Here is a 19,193-nt window from a genome sequence, read left to right on the forward strand (position 1 = left end):
GGATAAATAAGAGTAAGATGCCTATAACCAATGCAGTAATAACTGACTATATACCAGCTGGTCAATTATATGTTAGTGATTCTGCGTCTATAGATAATAGCGCGCCTGCAGATGGCTTTAAGTATACTCCAGTAAGCGATGATTCTGGAAAGACTGGAATGCTTACTTATACATTTCCAACTGGTAGTAGCAATACAATAAACAATACTTATACTATAACCTTTAAAACAAAGATTACAGATTTGAGCATTTTCAATACCAATGGAACTAAGACTTTAAGTAATACTGCATCTATTACTGGAGATGAAATACCTACAGATGGAAATAGAAGCAGTACAGGTACGCAAGCGGTTAATAATACAGTTATTAATAAAACCCCTTCATATGTTTATGGTAACTCCTATATTGATTGGACACTTAATGTTAATTCTAATTTCAATATTTATATGAGTAATGCAACCATAACGGATGAATTGCAAGAGGGACTTTCACTTAACACTGATACAGTACAATTATATGAAGCTACTGTTAATACAAATGGTACTCTTACTGCAGGAGCTAAGGTGCCTCTAACTGGCGTAAATGTAAAGTATGATCCTACTACTAGAAAATTTGATTTTACATTCCCAGAGAATGCAGGCTTTAAGTCATATATTCTTAAATTTACGACTGATGTATCTAAGACAGGTAACTATTCCAATACAGTTGAGTTTAAAAGTACAGACACAGATCAGACATCTTCTACAAATCAAAACGGAGTGTGGTATGCCAGCGGAAGTGCTTGGGGAACTGGGGTAAGCGGAAGTATTACTGTTTCAAAAGTAGATGCTAATGATACCACAAGAAAACTATCAGGTGCAGTCTTTCAGTTGATTGATCAATACGGAAATGTTAAGGCAACTTCTGCACCTACTGGTTCAGACGGAACTGCTTTATTTAAAGCTCTTAAATATGATGTAAACTATACATTAAAAGAGATTACACCACCAACAGGTTACACTTTAAGTGATGAAGCTTACACGTTCCAGGTACATGATACCACAGGACAAAGGGACATTACTTATAGCTTTAAAGATACAAAGATAAAGGGAAACATACAGTTTTCTAAAAATGGAGAAGACGGCAAGGGGCTCTCTGGAGCAGAATTTACGCTCTATCAGAATGATGGAATTACACCAGTTTTGAATTCTGACGGGAAAAACACTACAGCAGTAAGCGATAAGGATGGTAAAGTAGAGTTTACCAATATTGATTATGGCACTTATAAGATAAAAGAAACAAAGTCACCTAATGGATATACTTTATCTACTGATACTTTGACCGCTACCTTCAGTGGTGATTACCAGAATACTGTAGTTACAGTTAATCCTAATTCTATAACTAATATAAAAATTAGGGGTGGAATAAAGATAACCAAGTTAGATACATCTACATCAAGTCCTGTACCAGGAGCAACAATTACTGTATATAACAGTGATGGAACACCTGTAGGTACTGGTGTTGAGGGAATAACAGCAACAGATGGAACGGTGGAATTTGATAATTTAGCTTATGGAGATTACTATTTCTTAGAAACAAAAGCACCGGAAGGCTACTTACTTAATACAGATAAACATCCATTTAGCATTAAGGATAATGGAGTGGTGCTTAAGGATACTCTTTCTGATACAAGAGTAACCGGAGGAATAAAGATAACTAAGACTGATACAGCAACCTCTAAACCGGTACCTGGAGCAACAGTAACTGTATATACCAGTGACGGAAAGGCAGTAGGAAGTGGTTTAGAAGGTATAACTGGATTAGATGGAACTGTAAAGTTTGATAACTTAAGTTATGGTGATTATTATTTTGTAGAGACCAATGCACCAAGAGGATATCTTCTAAATACAGATAAGCACAGCTTCAGCATAAAGGAAAATGGGGTTACAATAACATCTAGCTTTTCTGATGAGAAAGTCAAAGGAACTGTGTTGGTTGAGAAGAAAGGTGAAGATGGAAATTACCTTGGTGACACAGAGTTTACATTGTACGATGTTAGTGGAAAGGCTGTTCAAAGCTCAATCACTGACAGTGACGGCACTGCTAGATTTACTGGAGTAGAATATGGCAAGTATGCTGTAAGAGAAACAAGGGCGCCAAAAGGGTATAATATTTCAGATAAGTTAATATCGGTTGAAGTTAATGGAACTGAAAGTGGAAAAAACTATGATGCTGGAGATATTACAGATACTAAAATAAGAGGTTCAATACAGGTTAAAAAGCTTGACCAAGATGGAAAACCGCTTAAGGGAGCAGAATTTACTGTATATGATGAATCTGGCAAAGCGATACAGACAGCATTATCCATGGAAGATGGAATTGTATTGTTCAAGGATTTAGTTTATGGAAAGTACTCTATAAAAGAAACAAAGGTGCCTGAAGGCTATACAGCTTTAAATAATGTTATAGAAGCTTCTATTGAACAAAATGGATATACTTATTCATATGAAGTTAAAAATAATAGAATTAAAGGCACAGTTGACATTAAGAAAACAGATATTAACGGAAATGCTCTTCAAGGAGCAGAGTTTACTATATATGACAACGGTGGAAATGCAATAGCAACCAAGGTAAGTGACAGCAATGGGCTTGCAAGGTTTGAAACATTGGATTATGGAAACTATACTATTAAGGAAACTAAAGCTCCTCAAGGATATAATGTATCTGATAAGGTAGTTTCTGTTAATGTAGATGGAACAGGAAAAGGCGGTACTTATGACGCTGGAGTTATAGCAGATACTAAGGTTACTGGGAATGTCCAAATTAAGAAGCTTAGTGAAGATGGTAAAACACTTAAAGATGCAGAGTTTACTTTGTATGATCTTAATGGAAAAGCTGTTAAGAGTGTGGTAACAGAAGAAAATGGAACTGCTATATTTACCGATGTAGAATATGGAAAGTATACAATAAAGGAAACTAAAGCGCCAAAAGGTTATAATATTTCAGATAAAGAAATAATGGTTGAAGTTAATGGAACTGAAAGTGGAAAAAGTTATGATGCTGGAACTGTTACTGACACCAAAATAAAGGGATCTATCAAGATTAATAAGATCGATCAAGATGGAAAACCACTTAAGGGAGCAGAGTTTACTTTATATGATGAATCTGGCAAAGCACTACAGACAGCAGTATCCATGGAAGATGGAATTGTATTGTTCAAGGATTTAGTTTATGGAAAGTACTCTGTAAAAGAAACAAAGGTGCCTGAAGGATATATTGTTTCAAGTAATGCTATAGAAACTTCAGTTGAAAGTAATGGGTACACTTACTCATATGAAGTAAAAAATAGTAGAATAAAGGGAACAATAGAAATTAAAAAGACGGATTTAAGTGGTAATGCACTTCAAGGGGCTGAATTTACTTTATACGATAATAATGGAAAAGTTATTTCCACTCAAGTAAGTGGCAGCAACGGAGTTGCAAGATTTGAAGCTGTAGACTATGGAACATATACTATTAGGGAAACTAAAGCACCTAAAGGATATACTGTAAATTCTACAATTCAGAAGGTTCAGGTAAGTTCTTCAAATACTCAAAGCTTTACTATTAAGGATGAACGAGAAGTGCAAGTACTTCCTACAACAGGATCAGTAGTAGACGATACGTTTATGATTATTATAGCTCTATTATCAATCTTAGTAGGTATTAGCTTAAAGTTATCAAAGAAGGCAAACATAAGTAAAAAATACTAATGGATAAGTGAAAAGGGATTGGGAGAGAAGTCTCCTAATCCTTTTTTACTGTCTATTAAATCATGAACCCTTTCTTAGCTGGATCTAGCAATATCAAAGCTTTGGAGTAAACAGTAAAAAATAAAGCTATGGATTCTCCTAGAATTTATTCACAGAGGTTAATAAAAGGCAGATGCGCAAAAAACCACTAATGGAATTTACATTAGCGGTTTTTATTATATACTATAGTTAACAAAATTATTGTTCTACTAATAGGGGGTAACTATCAGTAAGAGCCTTTATAAAAAAGGCGATAATTAAAAAATAAATCTCTTAATTTGATTTAACAGTGGTTCCGTTCTTAGTAATGTTATATTGTAGCACTTCACCACTTTGAAAGTGAAGCTTTAAAGTTATCACGCCATCATTACAAGAGTTAAAGAAGTTAGGTGTAAGAGTTAATAAGTTAGTGCTGTAATTAGGAACAAAGGCGTCAGTATATTGCTTATAAGTAGTCCATCCTTGTGGACCAGCACCGCTTCCATCAGCATACACAGCTTCTAGTGTAGAAAGCTTTGAACCATTAAAAGCGACAGGAATGTTAAAGTTAGAGGTAGTACCAGTGGCTTGGCTTAATTCTGGTGTCTTATAGTAATTTATATTTACATTCCAAGGTTCACCTTTTGAGAACTTCAAGGTTAAAGTAGTCTTTGTGCCATAGCTTCCGTTTATAAACTTACTTACATAGCTCCCTTTTAGGGTTACAGCACCATTTGAGTAAGTATAATCTTTACCTAAGGATAGCTTATCTTTTCCGTTGTAGATTGCTTTTAAAGTATTGCCGTTTAAGGTTAAGTTCATAGTTATATCCTTAGAGCTGTCTTCAGCTTTTACAAATACCATATCTGATTGAGAATATGAGCTTCTTTCCTTCCAAGAGGACTTTAGCATATTGTATAGTGCTGGGTCGCTCCAGCTATAGTTAGTTCTACTAAATAGGTTTCCGTTGTCCCAAAGCATAAGTGAGATACCTTTACTTTTTGCATAGTAGTTTATATATTCGAAGTACTTTAAAAGTTCACCATGTTCTATTGCACTGGAAGAGCTGTCAAAGGCAAGTAGTCCATATTCTCCAGTAACTACACCGATTCCTTTTGCAGTAAAGTGGTTATAAGCTCTATTAAAGGAGCTAGTAAGATCTGAAACTGTTGTGCTGTCAAAGGTTGTTGTTCCAGCAATATTAACACTGAAAGGCCAGTATCCATAGTAGTGGAAGGTAGCCATGATGTTTGGGTCCTTAAAGCCTGAAATTGTGTTGTAAAGTGATTCACATCTATCATCGCTGTTATTTGTATTTAAAGTAGGTAATACAAGCATACGAGTTGAATTTTTACCACCGGAATTTCTAACAATGTTACGGAACTCAGTATTTACTGCTGCAAGTCTTTGCATTTGAACCTCAGTGCTTACATCCCCACTGTGGTTTTTGAAGGAAGGCTCATTTATTGACTCAAAGCAAAGCTTAGAAGGATACTTTTTAAAGTTATCAGCTAATTGAGTCCAAACGGCTTTATATTCTGCCATAGATACTCCATTATCGTCGTCTGCATTTATATAGTTTGCCCATTCCCATGAGTCGTGGTGTAGGTTTACCATTACATATAAACCCTCATCAAGAGCCCAATCAACCACTTCAGTGTAGCGGTTCAAAAATGTTTTATCTATTGTATAGTTAGGAGCTGCCCCAACACGACCAAAGGCTGTAAAAGGTATACGAATGCTCTTAAAACCTTGCTTTTTTACTTCCTTGATAAGCTTTTTGGTTACAACTGGATTGCCCCAGGAGGTTTCACCTGCGCTTCCTACTGAGTCAAAACTATTGCCAAGATTCCAGCCTGGTTCCATGGCTTCTGAGTATTTTTGAGATATTGTCTTAGTGTTGCATTTTACCGTAGCTGCTTTTACTGGCTCTGTCTTAGCTAAGCCTGTGGAAAATGCTATAGCACAAGCAGTAAAAATCATGAGTAACCTTTTTGTTTTTTTCATGAATAATATCCACCCTTTCTACCATTAAATCTATAAAATACATAGTTATATTTATTAAACTTGCTCATCTTAACTAAAGAGTTCTAATACTGAAGATTAATTTATACTTGTCCAAGAATTGGTGATTTTAGCCCATTTATAAATTAATAGTTGGTATAGGAACTCTAAATTCTTAATATATCAATCATGTTTTAGATATAGATACACCAATGGCAAGTAAAGTCCATTTATTAAGGCTGTTCCAAAGTAGCATTTGAAATCCTTAATAACCACTCAAATTCAACAATGGTCTTAAACTTAGCATTAATAAAAAGACACCATCAATAGCACTAAGGATTGTTAGTGTATTTAAAATCATGGAAATATCATATCTATTAAGTTTTATGAAATAGTATTTCTAAATTTATTACTTTCTTTTGATTAAAATTGGATTTGTTTAAGGATTCTGACTGATTAGAATAAACTAAGTTTATTAGTACGATTAAAAGATATAATTGAAGTGAAATAATCGCGTTTTTTTACATTCAATGTAATGCATTACATCTAAATTATAAGTACTTTATGGATATATTTATATATAAAAAATCAATTTTAATATAAAAAAATAAGGAAGTTTATCAGATTAGACCGTGGTAAATGTTTATTTGTTGGAGAAGGTATTAGGTATATATTGACTGGATAGTAAAATAAGTGTGTTAAAATAGTGATGGGAATTGTTGGTTTTGTAATAAAATAAATTTCTATGATGGGGTAAAACGGAAAATAATTAGCAAGATATTGACAAGTGAAATTTAGTTGTATACAATTAAATTGTAAAATGTATTATTCGATGCAGTTATTAAATAAAATTATGTTTAATTATTTATAAATTATAGGAGGAATTAATAGCTATGGAGATTAAAGCAGTTAGATTGTACGAAGGTGGATTTATGACACAGGATTTTGCCTTTGGAGGGAGTGCAGATAAGAGCACACTTGATGCAAGTAAGAGATACCCATCAAGTCTTCAGAACTTTGTTATAGATACAGGAAAAGAAGTTATATTAGTTGATACAGGAGTTCCAGCAGAAACTCCAGATATGCCACCTAGAGAAGGACAAAAAATCTATCAAGGACATAAGATTCAAGATTATTTATCAGCTCTTGGCTCTCTAGGATATAAACCAGAACAAGTAACAAAGATATTGTTAACTCACAAACATCCAGATCATTCAGGTGAGCTAAGAAGCTTCCCTAATGCTAAAATATATCTTTCTCCAGCGGAAGCAGATGCTTTAAAACTAAATGGAGAAAATATTATTAGAGCAGAATTTAAAGATGGAGCATACCATAATTTTGATAGTAGTGAGAAAATAGCAGAAGGTGTATATTTGATACCAGCTCCAGGGCATACTACTGGAAATAGTATTGTAATAGTTGAAAATGAAGGAATATTCTATATGCTTCACGGAGATGTAACTTATACTGATGCTGCCTTAGTAGAAAATCAATTGTCAGTAGTATTTGAAGACAAAGAGGCTGCAAAAGTTACCCTTGAAAAGGTAAGAGAGTTCATTATTAATAATCCTACTGTATACCTTTCTACTCATACTCCAGAAGCTCTTGTAAGCTTACAAGAAAAAAAGATTATGAAGCTATAAAGAGGATTATCATATGATACACAAATTATTAGGTATTTTAGTTTTCTTAGTTGCAGCAGAGCATGTTTTCATAATGCTACTAGAGATGTTTTTTGTAAAGTCAGCAATGGCTAAAAGAACCTTTGGTGTAGATAATAAGCTGCTAGAGAGAAAAGAAGTGCAAGTCTTATTTGCAAATCAAGGATTATACAACGGTTTCTTAGCAGCAGGTTTATTTTGGAGCTTTTTTGCTCCAGATATTATGGGGACTCCTTTAAGAGCTTTCTTTTTAGGCTGTGTCATTGTAGCGGCGATATATGGAGCCGTTACATCAAATAAAAATATAATAATAAAACAAGGTGGCTTGGCGATACTTTCTATGATTGCACTAATAGCCAGCTTGTAAATATAAATTTAATAATATTCACTTGAGGGGTTTTTACGCAATAAGTAAAAATTCTAAGACTTATGAAAGCCATGCATATACATAAAGAGTATCTCCTTATGATGCATGGTTTTTATAATATCAAATATAAAAATTACCTTAAGAATAATAGTTTATAAGCTTTAAGGAGCTTTAGTGTGATATGATAATAGGCATAAAAATACAGTTATATAAATTATAAAGGGAGAGTTTTATATGAGTATATCTAGTTTTAAAGTTAGTATCACTCCAGAAAAAGCTTATGATTTAGTTAAGAATCGAGAAAACGCAGACTTGGTATATGAAGAGTTTACTAAGCTGGAAAATGGACTTTCAACTGGAACCTTGATTTACGAAAAGTATTATATGAGAACAAGTAATAGAGCAGCTTTAGTTGTAATGATAGATGATTTTAAGGGCAATACAGAAGTTAGAGCTGTAGCAACAGGAAGCTCGGAGGGAATGTTTTTTAAGTTTGACTGGGGAGCTGCGGATAGCTTTGCTGGTAGTGTGGAGCGTATACTAGAGAATTATATTGTTAAATAAAAAAATTAAAAATAAGGTTTTACTGCTGAGATATTATTTTTGCAGTAGAACCTTATCTTATATAGATGCATCATTTCATAATAAAATTTATATTTTTAAAAAACTTCTCTAAACACTCACAGTAGTTTTGAGAGTAGATTTCACATGGAAGTAGCACACCTCTAAGTATGAATAAGATTATTTCTTGGGTAATACTACTGGATATCGAAGGTTACTTCACCTGTATCCATGTGATATTTTCCGCCAATTATGTTAATCTTCTTTTCTGTTAATAACTTTTGTATTACTGTGCTTTTATTGATTAAACTCATAGAATTTCTTACATTTTCATCTATGGTCAAGTTGTACATGTCATCAGCGTTTTTATTATTTGCTTTTACTTTATCGTAAGATGGTTTTATTTGATTTATTATAGCAGTAATATTATCGGAATAAGTACCGCCTTCCATAGCGGCTTTCACGGCACCGCACTTCTCATGTCCTAGCACTACTATTAGTGGAGCTCCTAGGTGTTCAGCACCATACTCTATGCTTCCTAAAGCAATTGGATCGATAACATTACCAGCATTTCTTACTATAAATAAATCGCCAAGTCCCTGGTCAAATACTAATTCTGGAGGAACTCTAGAGTCTGAACAGCTCAAGATTACTGCAAAAGGTTTTTGACCATTTGTTGATAGGGCTTTTCGTCTAGTGTTAGTGATATCATGACCTAGTATTTTATTATCAACATATCTTTTATTCCCCTCTACCAAGAGCTGTTTTGCCTGATCTATGGTTACAGTCTCTGACCTTGTATACATCTGAGTTTGAGTTGTTTTTGTTTCAGTGGTTGACTTGTTTGTATTGTCTGCAGGCTGATTATTAGATGTGCCAGCACTTGAGCAGCCAGTTAATAAAAGTGCAGCAATAAGAAACTTAGAAGTAATCATAGCTATGTTACGAAAATTTCTTTTATTCATTATTTGAACCTCCTAGTTATAGATTTTATAAATCCTTAATATTTTCTCTTGGAGTTAAGGATTTTATCCTAGGAGAATTTTTGTAGAGATATGTGTGTTTAAATAATTTTTATGAAATGAGTAATATATAGGCAACCTTTATAAAAACTTAATTTATACTTGTTATAAAATCGCGGCTCTGCGATTTTGTGGCATGTATAAATTAATAGTTGAAGTTGGATACCTATGGTATGTGTAATCATATATCAAATATTGAACTTAATTCCATTTAAATATAAAATTAATTTATGGGATGTGATGATAAATGGAAACTACTAAAATTTTAGTTATAGAAGATGATAGTACCATAAGCAATATGGTAAGAAAGGCTTTAAGCAAGGAAGGCTATAGCATTTACTATGCTTTAGACGGTGAAGAAGGTTTAAGGCTTTGGCAACAAGAAGACTTTAAGCTTATAATTCTTGATATTATGCTTCCAAAGCTTGACGGAATGGAAGTTATGAGAAGAATAAGAATGGAGAGCACTGTGCCAATTATAGTAGTATCTGCAAAAATTGAAGAAAGTGACAGGATTATAGGCCTAGGCTTAGGTGCCGATGACTATCTTGTGAAGCCTTTTTCCTTAGCTGAACTAATAGCAAGAGTAAAGGCCCAGCTTAGAAGATATATGTATTATAGTTCAGGTAATACTAGCAGTAATAAAATAGAATATGGTGAAATAACCTTTGATTTGGATAACTATACTGTAAGTAAAAGTGGACAGTCTATTACTTTGAGAGCCAAGGAGTATGAGCTTTTGAAGTTGTTTTTTGAGAATCCAAATAAGGTTTTTACAAAGGCTCAAATATTTAATAGCGTATGGGGAGAAGAGTATTTGGGAGACGACAATACTGTTATGGTTCATATAAGAAGGTTAAGAAATAAAATCGAGGACAATCCTAATGAGCCTAAGTATATTGAAACTGTTTGGGGCATTGGCTATAGGTTAGGTAAGCTAGAATGATGTATATAATATTATTACTTATAATATTAGGTTTGATGTTGATAATATTACTTCAGAATATAAAGCTTAAAAGTATAACTGCCAGTATAGAAAATGTTATAAGAGGAAGCTTTTATGAGAGGGTTAGAGTAAAAGGAAATAATAAAGCTATTAAAAATTTGGTTATTAATTTAAACAGGCTTATAGATGAATTTCAGAAAATAGATTTGTTGAAAAAACAGTATGAAGAAGATAGAAAAAAGATGATTTCTAATATATCCCATGATTTTAGAACCCCTTTAACTGCTATCTTAGGATATATAGAGATGCTTAAAACTGACAAGACTTTGAGTGAAGCCGATAGAGAGGAGTACTTGGAGGTTATAAGTGAAAAAGGAGAGTTTTTAAGAAATTTAATTGAGGAATTCTTTGTGCTTTCAAAGTTTGATTCTGGGGATATTGTGTTAAAACCTTCTATTATTAACATAACAGAGGTTGTAAGAAGGTGTATGCTTTCCTTTTTAAAGGATCTTGAGGGAAGTAGCTTTGAGCTTGACTTGAATATCGGAGAGAAAGAAATATTTATAGAAGCAGATGAAGGTTCTATTTATAGAGTTATACATAATCTTGTATCAAATGCTATAAGGTATGGTGATGCTGGCAAGATGTTAGGCGTAAGGTTAGAAGAAGTTAAAAATCAAGTAGAGTTAACTATCTGGGACAAGGGATCAGGAGTAGCAGAAGAGGAACTGCCTTATATTTTCAAAAGATTATATACTGTAGATAAGTCGAGAAATAGCAAAGCAAAGGGAAGCGGCCTAGGCTTAACCATAGTGAAAAAGATAGTGGAAAAGCATGGCGGCACCATTGAGGTTAAAAGCAAGCCTTATGAAAAAACTGAGTTTAAGATTGTTCTAAATAAACAGTTAAGAAACATGTAAGAACTGTGTCAATGGCAGTTAAGGATTATGCTTTATTATTAAAGCATAGTCCTTTTAATCTTTAGAAAGAGGTGATGTTGTGGAGTACGCAATAAGAACTCATAATTTGAGTAAAAAATATAAGGGTGTATTTGCGGTGGACAATCTTAATATAAACATAAAGAGAGGAGAGATTTATGGCTTCTTAGGACAAAATGGTGCTGGAAAAACCACTACCTTGAGAATGTTAATGAATCTGATAAAGCCTTCTGATGGTGAGATTGAGCTGTTTGGACAGACCAATTATAAAAAAGATATATATAAGAGAATAGGCTCAACTATAGAGTATCCAGGCTTCTATCCAAATCTAACAGCGGAAGAAAATCTAGAGATTCATAGAAGAATGACTGGCATAGAAAACAAGGAGTATATAAAAGAGGCATTGGCTATAGTGGGTTTAGAGCTTAAGGAGATAAAGGACAAAAAGGTAAAGAACTTTTCCTTAGGGATGAAGCAGAGACTTGGTATAGCAAGAGCAATACTTCATAAGCCTGAGCTTTTGATTTTAGATGAGCCTACCAATGGATTGGACCCACTAGGAATAAAGGACATCAGAGAGACTTTGATAAGCTTGAAAGATAAGCAAGGTATAACCATTTTGGTCTCCAGTCATCTTTTAAGTGAGATAGAGCAATTGGCAACAGAAGTAGGAATCATTCATAAAGGAAGATTGGTAGAAGAAATTGACTATAAGGAACTTCAGAGAAGAAACAGAAAGTATCTTAAGTTAAGGATAAGCGACGATAAAAAAGCCTGTTATTTGCTTGAAGCAAAACTAGGTATTAAGGACTTTGATGTTTTTGAAAATAATGTGCTTAGAATATATGAAGGCATAGAAAGAGCTGCTGAGATATCAAAACTTATGATTAATAACGATGTGGATTTAAATGAAATGAGTCTTAGTGTAGACAACTTAGAAGATTATTTTGTTAACCTTATAGGAGGTGAAGAAAATGTATGATGCAGTATACTGTGAATTTCTAAAATTAAAAAAATCATACTTTTACTTAGTGATTTTTCTAATAACTCTATTTTTCCCTGGTACTTTATGCTTAGGATGGCTTGGACAAGGATCTCATGTTTATTGGGATAAGTATATATATCAGGTGGAGCAAATGAATTTTTTGTTTATGAACTTAGCTATGTACGCTATTATTGCTTCCTATATATTCAGTAGAGAGTTTTCTTATAATACCAGCAATACCTTGTTTTCTTATCCATTAAGCAGAGTAAAGGTGTTTGTATCAAAGTTTATAGTTATAATACTTATAATAACAGCAACGATTATTCTTCAGCTGGCATTAACACTACTTACTGGTCTTTTACTACCTCATGATGCTTTGACTATAGATATAATAATTAATCACTTAAAGCTTAATGGCTGCATATTGATTTTTGAAATTGCTATACTTCCCATAGCTATATTTATTTCCTTGCTTACTAAAAATGTGATAGGACCTGTAATATATTCAGGCTTGGCAACTCTTATTAATATGTTCTTAGTAAGTTTTGCTGACAAGTCTATGTCTGAAAAGATACCATTTATTTATCCACTAAACATACTTACTAGCGCGGTAAAGGAAGTAGGAAAAGGTGAGCTAGGTAGGCTTGTAGTAGACGCTTCATCCATTCAACTACCTTATACAGTTATGATAATTTCAGCCTTAACCTTTGTAATAGGAATGACGTTGAGCATAGTATATTATGTGAAGGCAGATATAAACTAAGCTTCTGCTACTATATAAAATTGATAAGTAAAAAATCACTGAAGAGATCTTCTCAATGTCATTAAGTTAAGGAAAGGCTTGCATCACAAATATGTGCTGTGGGTCTTTTTTATTTTTTTTAATTATCACTTGACAGCATTTCAAAAATATGTGGCCGCTTTCACTACCAATTGTTTTAAAGGTAGTGAAAGCGGCCCTTGTAATTAGAGAGAAATTTCAATTACGAGGAGAATACATATGAATACTAAGTCACAAGAATTGAGATCCACTTTATTTGAACTTATTCAAGAGCTTCGCGATAATCCTAAAGAGAATATTAGGAATCCCGACAAGGATTTCCTTAGAAATCGAAAACTTCCCTTTGATAAAATAATTTTTTCTTTGCTAGGAATGGAAGGAAATACTTTAAGTAATGAGCTTTTAAATCAATGGGGATGCTCTATTGACACAGCTACATCGGCGGCCTTTGTTCAACAAAGGGCAAAGATCTTGACTACGGCATTTGAAAAATTATTTCATAACTTCGTTAACAAAACAACAACTGATTATCTATTTAAAGGCTATCGCCTTTTGGCTGTCGATGGATCTGACATACATATTCCAACAAATAAAAACGATTTGGATTCCTTATATGAATTTAAAGACTCTAGGAAACCGTACAACCTTTTGCATTTAAATGCATTATACGATCTTAATCAACATACCTACGAGGACGTAATTGTGCTGAGAAGAAAGCTTTCCAATGAATGTAAGGCATTAACAGACATGGTAGACAGATCTACTATTAAAACTCCAGCAATTATCCTTGCGGATCGAGGGTATGAATCTTATAACAATATGGCACACATTCAACAAAAAGGATGGAAATTCCTAATAAGAATAAAAGATTTTCATGGTCATGCATCAGGTATTTTACATGGATTTGAACTTCCATCTGCTGATGAATTTGATGTTGATATTGATTTAAACCTTACTAGAAAACAAACTAATAAAGTGAAAGAATTGCTTAAGGATAAAAACCATTATAGACTAATTGGGAAAAATAAGACATTTGACTATCTCCCAGAGACAAATAGAAAAAGTGATCCTACAGTAATGTACAAACTACCGTTTCGGATTGTACGATTTAAAATTACTGATGATACTTATGAGGTTGTTGTTACAAACCTAGATAGAACGAAATTTTCACCTCAAACACTAAAAGAACTCTATTTCAAGCGTTGGGGAATTGAAACATCATTCCGTGATTTGAAATATACTATTGGATTGCTACATTTTCATTCAAAAAGGTGGAGTACATACTTCAGGAAATATATGCAAGGCTAATTATGTACAACTTTTCTGAAATAATTACCCAACACGTAATCATAAAGAAAAGGAACAGGAAATACGACTACAAAGTCAACTTTTCTGTTGCAGCGCATATATGCCGACAGTTTTTCCTTGGTAAAGTTACTCCACCTAATATAGAAGCTTTGATTGCTAGGCACATAACACCGATTCGACCTGGTCGTTCGCGACCTAGAAATATGTCTGAAAAAACATCCGTAAGCTTCATGTATAGAGTAGCATAATAATGATTAATTTAATAGTTTTTTTTAGCGGGATATATGCCTGCTTTATTTGCATGCAATTTTTAAAATTATTTTCTTCATTTCGGTTGAACATTTACAGCTAACTCTGAAAAAAGAAGCTATCACTTTATGTAATAGCTTCTTGAATTCTCTTAACTTAATGCCATTGAGAGATCTTCTTCAGTGATTTTCTTTGCGCAGCTGCTTTTTCTGAATGTATGTAAGGAAAATCTGCAGGCGATATAATTTTATTTTTTTATGGTTATTCTAAGTAGCTACCCCAAAGCCTTGACATTAATAGGCTCAGCTAAGAAAAAACCTTATAACTGGTCTCCACAGTAAAAAAGAGGGCTGCAAATGAACTGTTTCAGTTTATTTGCAGCTCTCTTTTTATGAATAAAATACCTGATAAGTGGATGTAAACTGTATAGAATGTTTACAACTTTCTCAGCAAATTCTAAGCTTCTTCTAAGGTTGTTTTAAATTAAGTGTTTTATATTTAAGACAGATAAAGATTCATAACTTCAATCAGAAAAGCTATTTTTAAAGCTAATCTAGGCATCGGATGACTGACCACTTAATTTCAACACGGTACTTTAACAGAGCCTAGATTTTAATATGAAGTGGTAAAAATTAAAGAATTTTAGAGGTAAGAGATATGGATAAGATAAGTAAGTTGATACCAAATACATTGACTATATCAAGATTAGTTATGACGATTATGTTTAACTACTGCATTTTTGAACACTTTACCTATGGACAAGGTTCTACTGTAGTTTTAACTATTTTGTTTAGTGCTATTTGTCTGTCAGATTTATTTGATGGAAAGCTAGCAAGAAAGCTTGGAGTAACCTCAGTTATGGGAGCTAAGCTGGATGTTTTTGCAGATTTATTATATATAGTTTCTTCTTATGGGATGCTTATAGCTGTAAAAGTACTGCCTGCATGGTATCTAGCTTTTGTATGTATAAAGTTTTTAGAATTTGTCTTAACTTCAAACTTTATAAAGAGATATGACACAGCATCTAGACATCCATTTGTTTTTGATAAGATAGGAAGAATAGTTTCAGCAACCTTTTTCCTAATACCAGGGGTAGCATGCCTACTGAGCCATTCTAATGTTATTGGTTCAAGCTATTTAATTAATATCTTACTTTACACTACCTTTTTAGGTGGAGCATACTCTTCCTTTGAAAGAATTAGAGGGTGCTATATGCTTACTAAACTGAGATATAGCAAGGTCAGAAGATAGAGGCTTTAATTAAAGGCACTGCTAAAGTACCATGTTGAAAATTATTAAACATAGCCTAATTAAAAGAGGCTTAGAAGTTAGTAAGTTAGGGGGAGATTTAATTGAAGAAAAGATCAGGATTGATATTTATTATAATTACCATGGCAATAACCTATATAAGCTGGCTTTTTGCTAGCTCCACAAGAGAGATTTCTAAGGCAAGTGAGTATTCACAGCTTATTGCAGCCTTTGCATTAGTTGCCTTTTCACTGGTGAATTTTATTTCTACAAGGCACAAGATATTAAATCGTATATTTAACGGATTAGACAAATCTTATATTTACCATAAATATTTAAGTATGTCCGCTTTACTTTTAGTTGTGCTTCACAACATAACTATTGACATAGGCAAAAGGATTGAGAGAAGCGAAGGAATAAAGATACCTAGAGATCCTTATGCGATGTACGGAAGTTTTAGCTTATACTTATTTGTAGCACTTATCATAATTGCTATAGTGGCTAAAAAGTTAAACTATGAGAGGTGGAAAAACATTCATAAGTTTATGATATTGGCTTATATGATGGGGGTTTATCATTATTATGGAAGCTCTACTTATCCACCATTTTCTTTAAATCCATTTAGCATTTGGCTTAATATGGTGAATCTAGTAGGTGTTGTATCCATATTTTATAGTATATTCTTCTATGAAAAAGTGGCCTTTAAGTATAGGTTTAAGGTAAGTAAGTTAAAGCTTGTATCTGATGGAACCTTAGAAATAACAGGTAGGGCTTTAAATAAAGACGTAAATTTCAAACCAGGACAGTTTGCCTTTATTAAGCTTATTGGAAAAGGTAAGAAGTTTCCTTCTCATCCCTTTACCATAAGTGCAGCACCAAAAGAAGGTGAAATCCAGTTTACCATTAAGGCTTTAGGTGATGACACAAAGGTTCTACTGGATACCTTAAAGCTTGGAGATGAATTTGCAGTAGAGGGACCTCATGGAAGCTTTGACTATAAAGACGGTGGCAAAAGTCAGGTTTGGGTCGCTGGAGGTATAGGAGTAACTCCTTTTAGAAGCTTCTTGCAAGATCCAGTACCAGAAGGCTACAATATACACTTCTTCTATGCATACAATAGTGAGCAGGATGGAGCTTACATTGAAGAATTAAGGCAGTTAGCTTTAAATACTAAAGTAAAATTGCACTTGTTTAATTCTAAGGAGAGGGGATTCTTATCATTAGATGCTATTGGTAAAGAAGTAGATATGAAACAGGTAAAGGATGTGTACTTCTGTGGTCCTAAGGGCATGAGGGAAAGCTTAAGAAAACAATTTAAGGACAATAACCTTAAGGACTTAGTAGTGCATTTTGAACAGTTCCAATTTAAATAATGAAATATTTTGACTGCTGCCAATAGATAGATGTTTTAAGCTAGTGGTAGCGGTTTCTTCATATTATTAGGCTATATCTCACCTATTGCCAAATTAAACGATATATAATATATTTTAATGGTTATTATAATTAATAGGAGATATTATATGAGAAAGATTACAATCTCTATCTTAGCCATTTTTATATTAGCTAATATTATATCAATCACTAATTTCGCAGGAGTTTACAAAGCACATGCCATCAATGGAAGTGTAGATCTTACCGATTATGACTTTGGTAAAAAGAAAGTTGTTGATTTAGATGGTCAGTGGGAACTGTTTAAAAATAACCTTCTTTCTCCAGAAGAACTGAAAAACATGTCCTCACATACATATCTAACTATTCCTGGTGACTTGAAAAGCCAACTAAATGGACAAACTACTGGTTATATGACTTTAAGACTTAGAATTAAAGCAAAAGATGGTGTGGTCTATGGGTTGAGAATAAGTAAAATGCTTTCGGCTTCAAAGGTTTGGATAAATGGTGTTCTTCAAGGAACTGTAGGTAAGATAGGAAAAAGCTATGAGGCTGAGAAAGCAATATATCTGCCTACCTACTCATACTTTACATCCAATAATGGAGAAGTTGAAATTGTTATTGAAACCTCTAACTATAGAGATCTTTTCCCTATAATCAGATCTATGCAGTTTAGCACTAAAGATAATATAATGAATGAGTTCTTGTTAAACGTAAGTGTTGACTTAGTGATATTAGGAAGCTTACTGGTTTTAGAGCTTTTAAATCTATTTATATTTAAGAAAGTTAAAGGTAACAAAGCTTCTTTGTATTTTTCTATACTTTGCTTATTGGTTCAACTAAGATGTTTATTTTTAAATGAGCGAATAATAATACGATTCTTTCCCAATATGCCTTATGAATTAATGAGTAAGACTGCTGCCCTCACATATTATCTATGGATACCAATATATGTTTTATTTATCAGAGAGATATTTAAAGATATTCCTAAAAAGCTAACAGTGTTATCTTTGGGCTTCTCATTACTGTTTTCCTTCATTTGTATAGTAACCGAAGGTCCCTTCTATGATAGTCTTTCATATATAGGTGAAGGCTTTTTAGCCTTAATAATAATAAGTATGTTAATATTTTTGGTCAATAAGGTAATAAAAAAGGAGCGTTACAGTGGAGTATCTCTTTTGGCATTCATTTTTATAATTGCGACAGCCTTAAATGATGTATTGGTTAATAATGGTGTTTCCTATTCGAGATATGGGTTTCAAATAGGCATGTTTATGTTTGCAATACTAGAAACTTATGTGATTGCCATTAGGTATTCTGATGAGGTTGCTATTATAGAAAAGTTAAAGGTTGAGAATAAGATAATATACGAAAATTCTATAAGGGATGGGCTAACAAAGCTTTATAATAGAGATTACATAGATAGTATATTAGATATTATGATAGAAGACTATAAGAAGTATAATAGTAAGTTTTCTGTATTGATGATAGATGTGGATTTCTTTAAAGCTATTAATGATAAATTTGGACATCCTTATGGGGACGAGGTATTAATAAATGTAAGCAAGGCCATTGAAAATAGCTTAAGACCTACAGATTATGCTGGAAGATACGGTGGAGAAGAGTTTATAGTCATACTTCCTAACACAAATAAAGAAAAAGCTAAAGAAATTAGTGAGACTATAAGGCAAAATATAAAAGATATATATCTAAAGAATGGAGACATAGTTACCGTAAGTGGTGGATTGTACGAAAATGATACATATATAAAGCAGCAATGCATTGAAAATGCAGATAAGCTTTTATACATAGCCAAGAATGCCGGAAGAGATAGGATTGCTGTATAAAAGATAGTGGAAAATAAAATATATTAGCCTACTAGATTTTCCTCATATGCATTGGGAAAGGCGGATAGGCAAAAAGGTCTCACTGAAGGAAATCACTTCAGTGAGTTTTTTTCTGTTAAGGAAAGTGTAAATTTTTTT

15 protein-coding genes are annotated in these 19,193 nt (G+C 33.1%); 13 read left to right on the forward strand and 2 right to left on the reverse strand.

The annotated features are described in order from the left end of the window. Nucleotides 1–17: 17 nt before the first annotated feature. A complete protein-coding gene (locus tag C1I91_RS01735) occupies nucleotides 18–3,731 on the forward strand; it encodes a SpaA isopeptide-forming pilin-related protein (RefSeq protein WP_128210942.1) in 3,714 nt (1,237 codons plus the stop codon). Nucleotides 3,732–4,043: 312 nt separating this feature from the next. Here the strand turns inward: C1I91_RS01735 and C1I91_RS01740 are convergent, their stop codons facing one another. Beyond that, complete coding sequence (locus C1I91_RS01740) at nucleotides 4,044–5,756, reverse strand: cellulase family glycosylhydrolase (protein ID WP_128210943.1); 1,713 nt, start codon at nucleotides 5,754–5,756, stop codon at nucleotides 4,044–4,046. Nucleotides 5,757–6,646: 890 nt separating this feature from the next. On the opposite strand from C1I91_RS01740, the gene C1I91_RS01745 reads away from it, so the two are divergent. The 3 genes from C1I91_RS01745 to C1I91_RS01755 all read left to right on the forward strand — a co-directional run bounded on the left by C1I91_RS01745 (nucleotide 6,647) and on the right by C1I91_RS01755 (nucleotide 8,345). Beyond that, nucleotides 6,647–7,396, forward strand: coding sequence for an MBL fold metallo-hydrolase (locus tag C1I91_RS01745; RefSeq protein WP_128210944.1), 750 nt, complete (start codon nucleotides 6,647–6,649; stop codon nucleotides 7,394–7,396). A 13-nt stretch (nucleotides 7,397–7,409) separates the two neighbouring features. Then, nucleotides 7,410–7,781, forward strand: coding sequence for a DUF1304 domain-containing protein (locus tag C1I91_RS01750; RefSeq protein WP_205694269.1), 372 nt, complete (start codon nucleotides 7,410–7,412; stop codon nucleotides 7,779–7,781). A 234-nt stretch (nucleotides 7,782–8,015) separates the two neighbouring features. Further along, nucleotides 8,016–8,345 carry a DUF6054 family protein gene (locus C1I91_RS01755; RefSeq protein ID WP_128210945.1) on the forward strand — a complete coding sequence of 110 codons (330 nt, stop codon included), beginning with the start codon at nucleotides 8,016–8,018 and terminating at the stop codon, nucleotides 8,343–8,345. Nucleotides 8,346–8,539: 194 nt separating this feature from the next. On the opposite strand, the gene C1I91_RS01760 is transcribed toward C1I91_RS01755, so the two are convergent. After that, the gene (locus tag C1I91_RS01760; protein ID WP_128210946.1) at nucleotides 8,540–9,307 is read right to left on the reverse strand and encodes a carbonic anhydrase; all 768 of its coding nucleotides are present in this window, start codon (nucleotides 9,305–9,307) and stop codon (nucleotides 8,540–8,542) included. A gap of 304 nt (nucleotides 9,308–9,611) precedes the next feature. Here C1I91_RS01760 and C1I91_RS01765 point away from each other — a divergent pair, with 304 nt between their 5' ends. The 9 genes from C1I91_RS01765 to C1I91_RS01800 all read left to right on the forward strand — a co-directional run bounded on the left by C1I91_RS01765 (nucleotide 9,612) and on the right by C1I91_RS01800 (nucleotide 19,055). Next, nucleotides 9,612–10,310: a response regulator transcription factor gene (locus tag C1I91_RS01765; protein WP_128210947.1), complete on the forward strand. Its 699-nt coding sequence runs from the start codon at nucleotides 9,612–9,614 to the stop codon at nucleotides 10,308–10,310. Further along, on the forward strand, nucleotides 10,307–11,230 hold the full coding sequence (locus tag C1I91_RS01770) for a sensor histidine kinase (protein ID WP_128210948.1): 924 nt from the start codon (nucleotides 10,307–10,309) through the stop codon (nucleotides 11,228–11,230). Before C1I91_RS01765 ends, C1I91_RS01770 begins: the two co-directional genes overlap by 4 nt. A 79-nt stretch (nucleotides 11,231–11,309) precedes the next feature. Next, a complete protein-coding gene (locus C1I91_RS01775; RefSeq protein WP_128210949.1) occupies nucleotides 11,310–12,230 on the forward strand; it encodes an ABC transporter ATP-binding protein in 921 nt (306 codons plus the stop codon). After that, nucleotides 12,223–12,996: an ABC transporter permease gene (locus C1I91_RS01780; protein ID WP_128210950.1), complete on the forward strand. Its 774-nt coding sequence runs from the start codon at nucleotides 12,223–12,225 to the stop codon at nucleotides 12,994–12,996. The genes C1I91_RS01775 and C1I91_RS01780 overlap by 8 nt, the downstream gene beginning before the upstream one ends. 237 nt (nucleotides 12,997–13,233) lie before the next feature. Next, the gene (locus C1I91_RS01785) at nucleotides 13,234–14,322 is read left to right on the forward strand and encodes an IS4 family transposase (RefSeq protein ID WP_238475853.1); all 1,089 of its coding nucleotides are present in this window, start codon (nucleotides 13,234–13,236) and stop codon (nucleotides 14,320–14,322) included. Between the two features lie 2 nt (nucleotides 14,323–14,324). Further along, nucleotides 14,325–14,570 carry a hypothetical protein gene (locus C1I91_RS28665; RefSeq protein WP_238475854.1) on the forward strand — a complete coding sequence of 82 codons (246 nt, stop codon included), beginning with the start codon at nucleotides 14,325–14,327 and terminating at the stop codon, nucleotides 14,568–14,570. Between the two features lie 658 nt (nucleotides 14,571–15,228). Further along, nucleotides 15,229–15,822 (forward strand): CDP-alcohol phosphatidyltransferase family protein, encoded by a 594-nt coding sequence (locus tag C1I91_RS01790; RefSeq protein WP_128210951.1) that lies wholly within the window; start codon nucleotides 15,229–15,231, stop codon nucleotides 15,820–15,822. 101 nt (nucleotides 15,823–15,923) lie between these two features. Beyond that, the gene (locus C1I91_RS01795) at nucleotides 15,924–17,192 is read left to right on the forward strand and encodes a ferredoxin reductase family protein (protein ID WP_128210952.1); all 1,269 of its coding nucleotides are present in this window, start codon (nucleotides 15,924–15,926) and stop codon (nucleotides 17,190–17,192) included. Nucleotides 17,193–17,339: 147 nt separating this feature from the next. After that, the gene (locus tag C1I91_RS01800) at nucleotides 17,340–19,055 is read left to right on the forward strand and encodes a sensor domain-containing diguanylate cyclase (RefSeq protein WP_128210953.1); all 1,716 of its coding nucleotides are present in this window, start codon (nucleotides 17,340–17,342) and stop codon (nucleotides 19,053–19,055) included. Nucleotides 19,056–19,193: the final 138 nt, after the last annotated feature.

The organism is Clostridium manihotivorum, assembly GCF_004015185.1.
In the GTDB taxonomy this organism is placed as follows: Bacteria; Bacillota; Clostridia; order Clostridiales; family Clostridiaceae; genus Clostridium_AR; species Clostridium_AR manihotivorum.

Coding starts and splice junctions, on each gene's coding strand:
- C1I91_RS01765 (WP_128210947.1), top strand. CDS start 9,612: ATGGAAACTACTAAAATTTTAGTTATAGAAGATGATAGTACCATAAGC.
- C1I91_RS01790 (WP_128210951.1), top strand. CDS start 15,229: ATGGATAAGATAAGTAAGTTGATACCAAATACATTGACTATATCAAGA.
- C1I91_RS01750 (WP_205694269.1), top strand. CDS start 7,410: ATGATACACAAATTATTAGGTATTTTAGTTTTCTTAGTTGCAGCAGAG.
- C1I91_RS01755 (WP_128210945.1), top strand. CDS start 8,016: ATGAGTATATCTAGTTTTAAAGTTAGTATCACTCCAGAAAAAGCTTAT.
- C1I91_RS01800 (WP_128210953.1), top strand. CDS start 17,340: ATGAGAAAGATTACAATCTCTATCTTAGCCATTTTTATATTAGCTAAT.
- C1I91_RS01740 (WP_128210943.1), bottom strand. CDS start 5,756: ATGAAAAAAACAAAAAGGTTACTCATGATTTTTACTGCTTGTGCTATA.
- C1I91_RS01770 (WP_128210948.1), top strand. CDS start 10,307: ATGATGTATATAATATTATTACTTATAATATTAGGTTTGATGTTGATA.
- C1I91_RS01785 (WP_238475853.1), top strand. CDS start 13,234: ATGAATACTAAGTCACAAGAATTGAGATCCACTTTATTTGAACTTATT.
- C1I91_RS01735 (WP_128210942.1), top strand. CDS start 18: ATGCCTATAACCAATGCAGTAATAACTGACTATATACCAGCTGGTCAA.
- C1I91_RS01745 (WP_128210944.1), top strand. CDS start 6,647: ATGGAGATTAAAGCAGTTAGATTGTACGAAGGTGGATTTATGACACAG.
- C1I91_RS01780 (WP_128210950.1), top strand. CDS start 12,223: ATGTATGATGCAGTATACTGTGAATTTCTAAAATTAAAAAAATCATAC.
- C1I91_RS28665 (WP_238475854.1), top strand. CDS start 14,325: ATGTACAACTTTTCTGAAATAATTACCCAACACGTAATCATAAAGAAA.
- C1I91_RS01760 (WP_128210946.1), bottom strand. CDS start 9,307: ATGAATAAAAGAAATTTTCGTAACATAGCTATGATTACTTCTAAGTTT.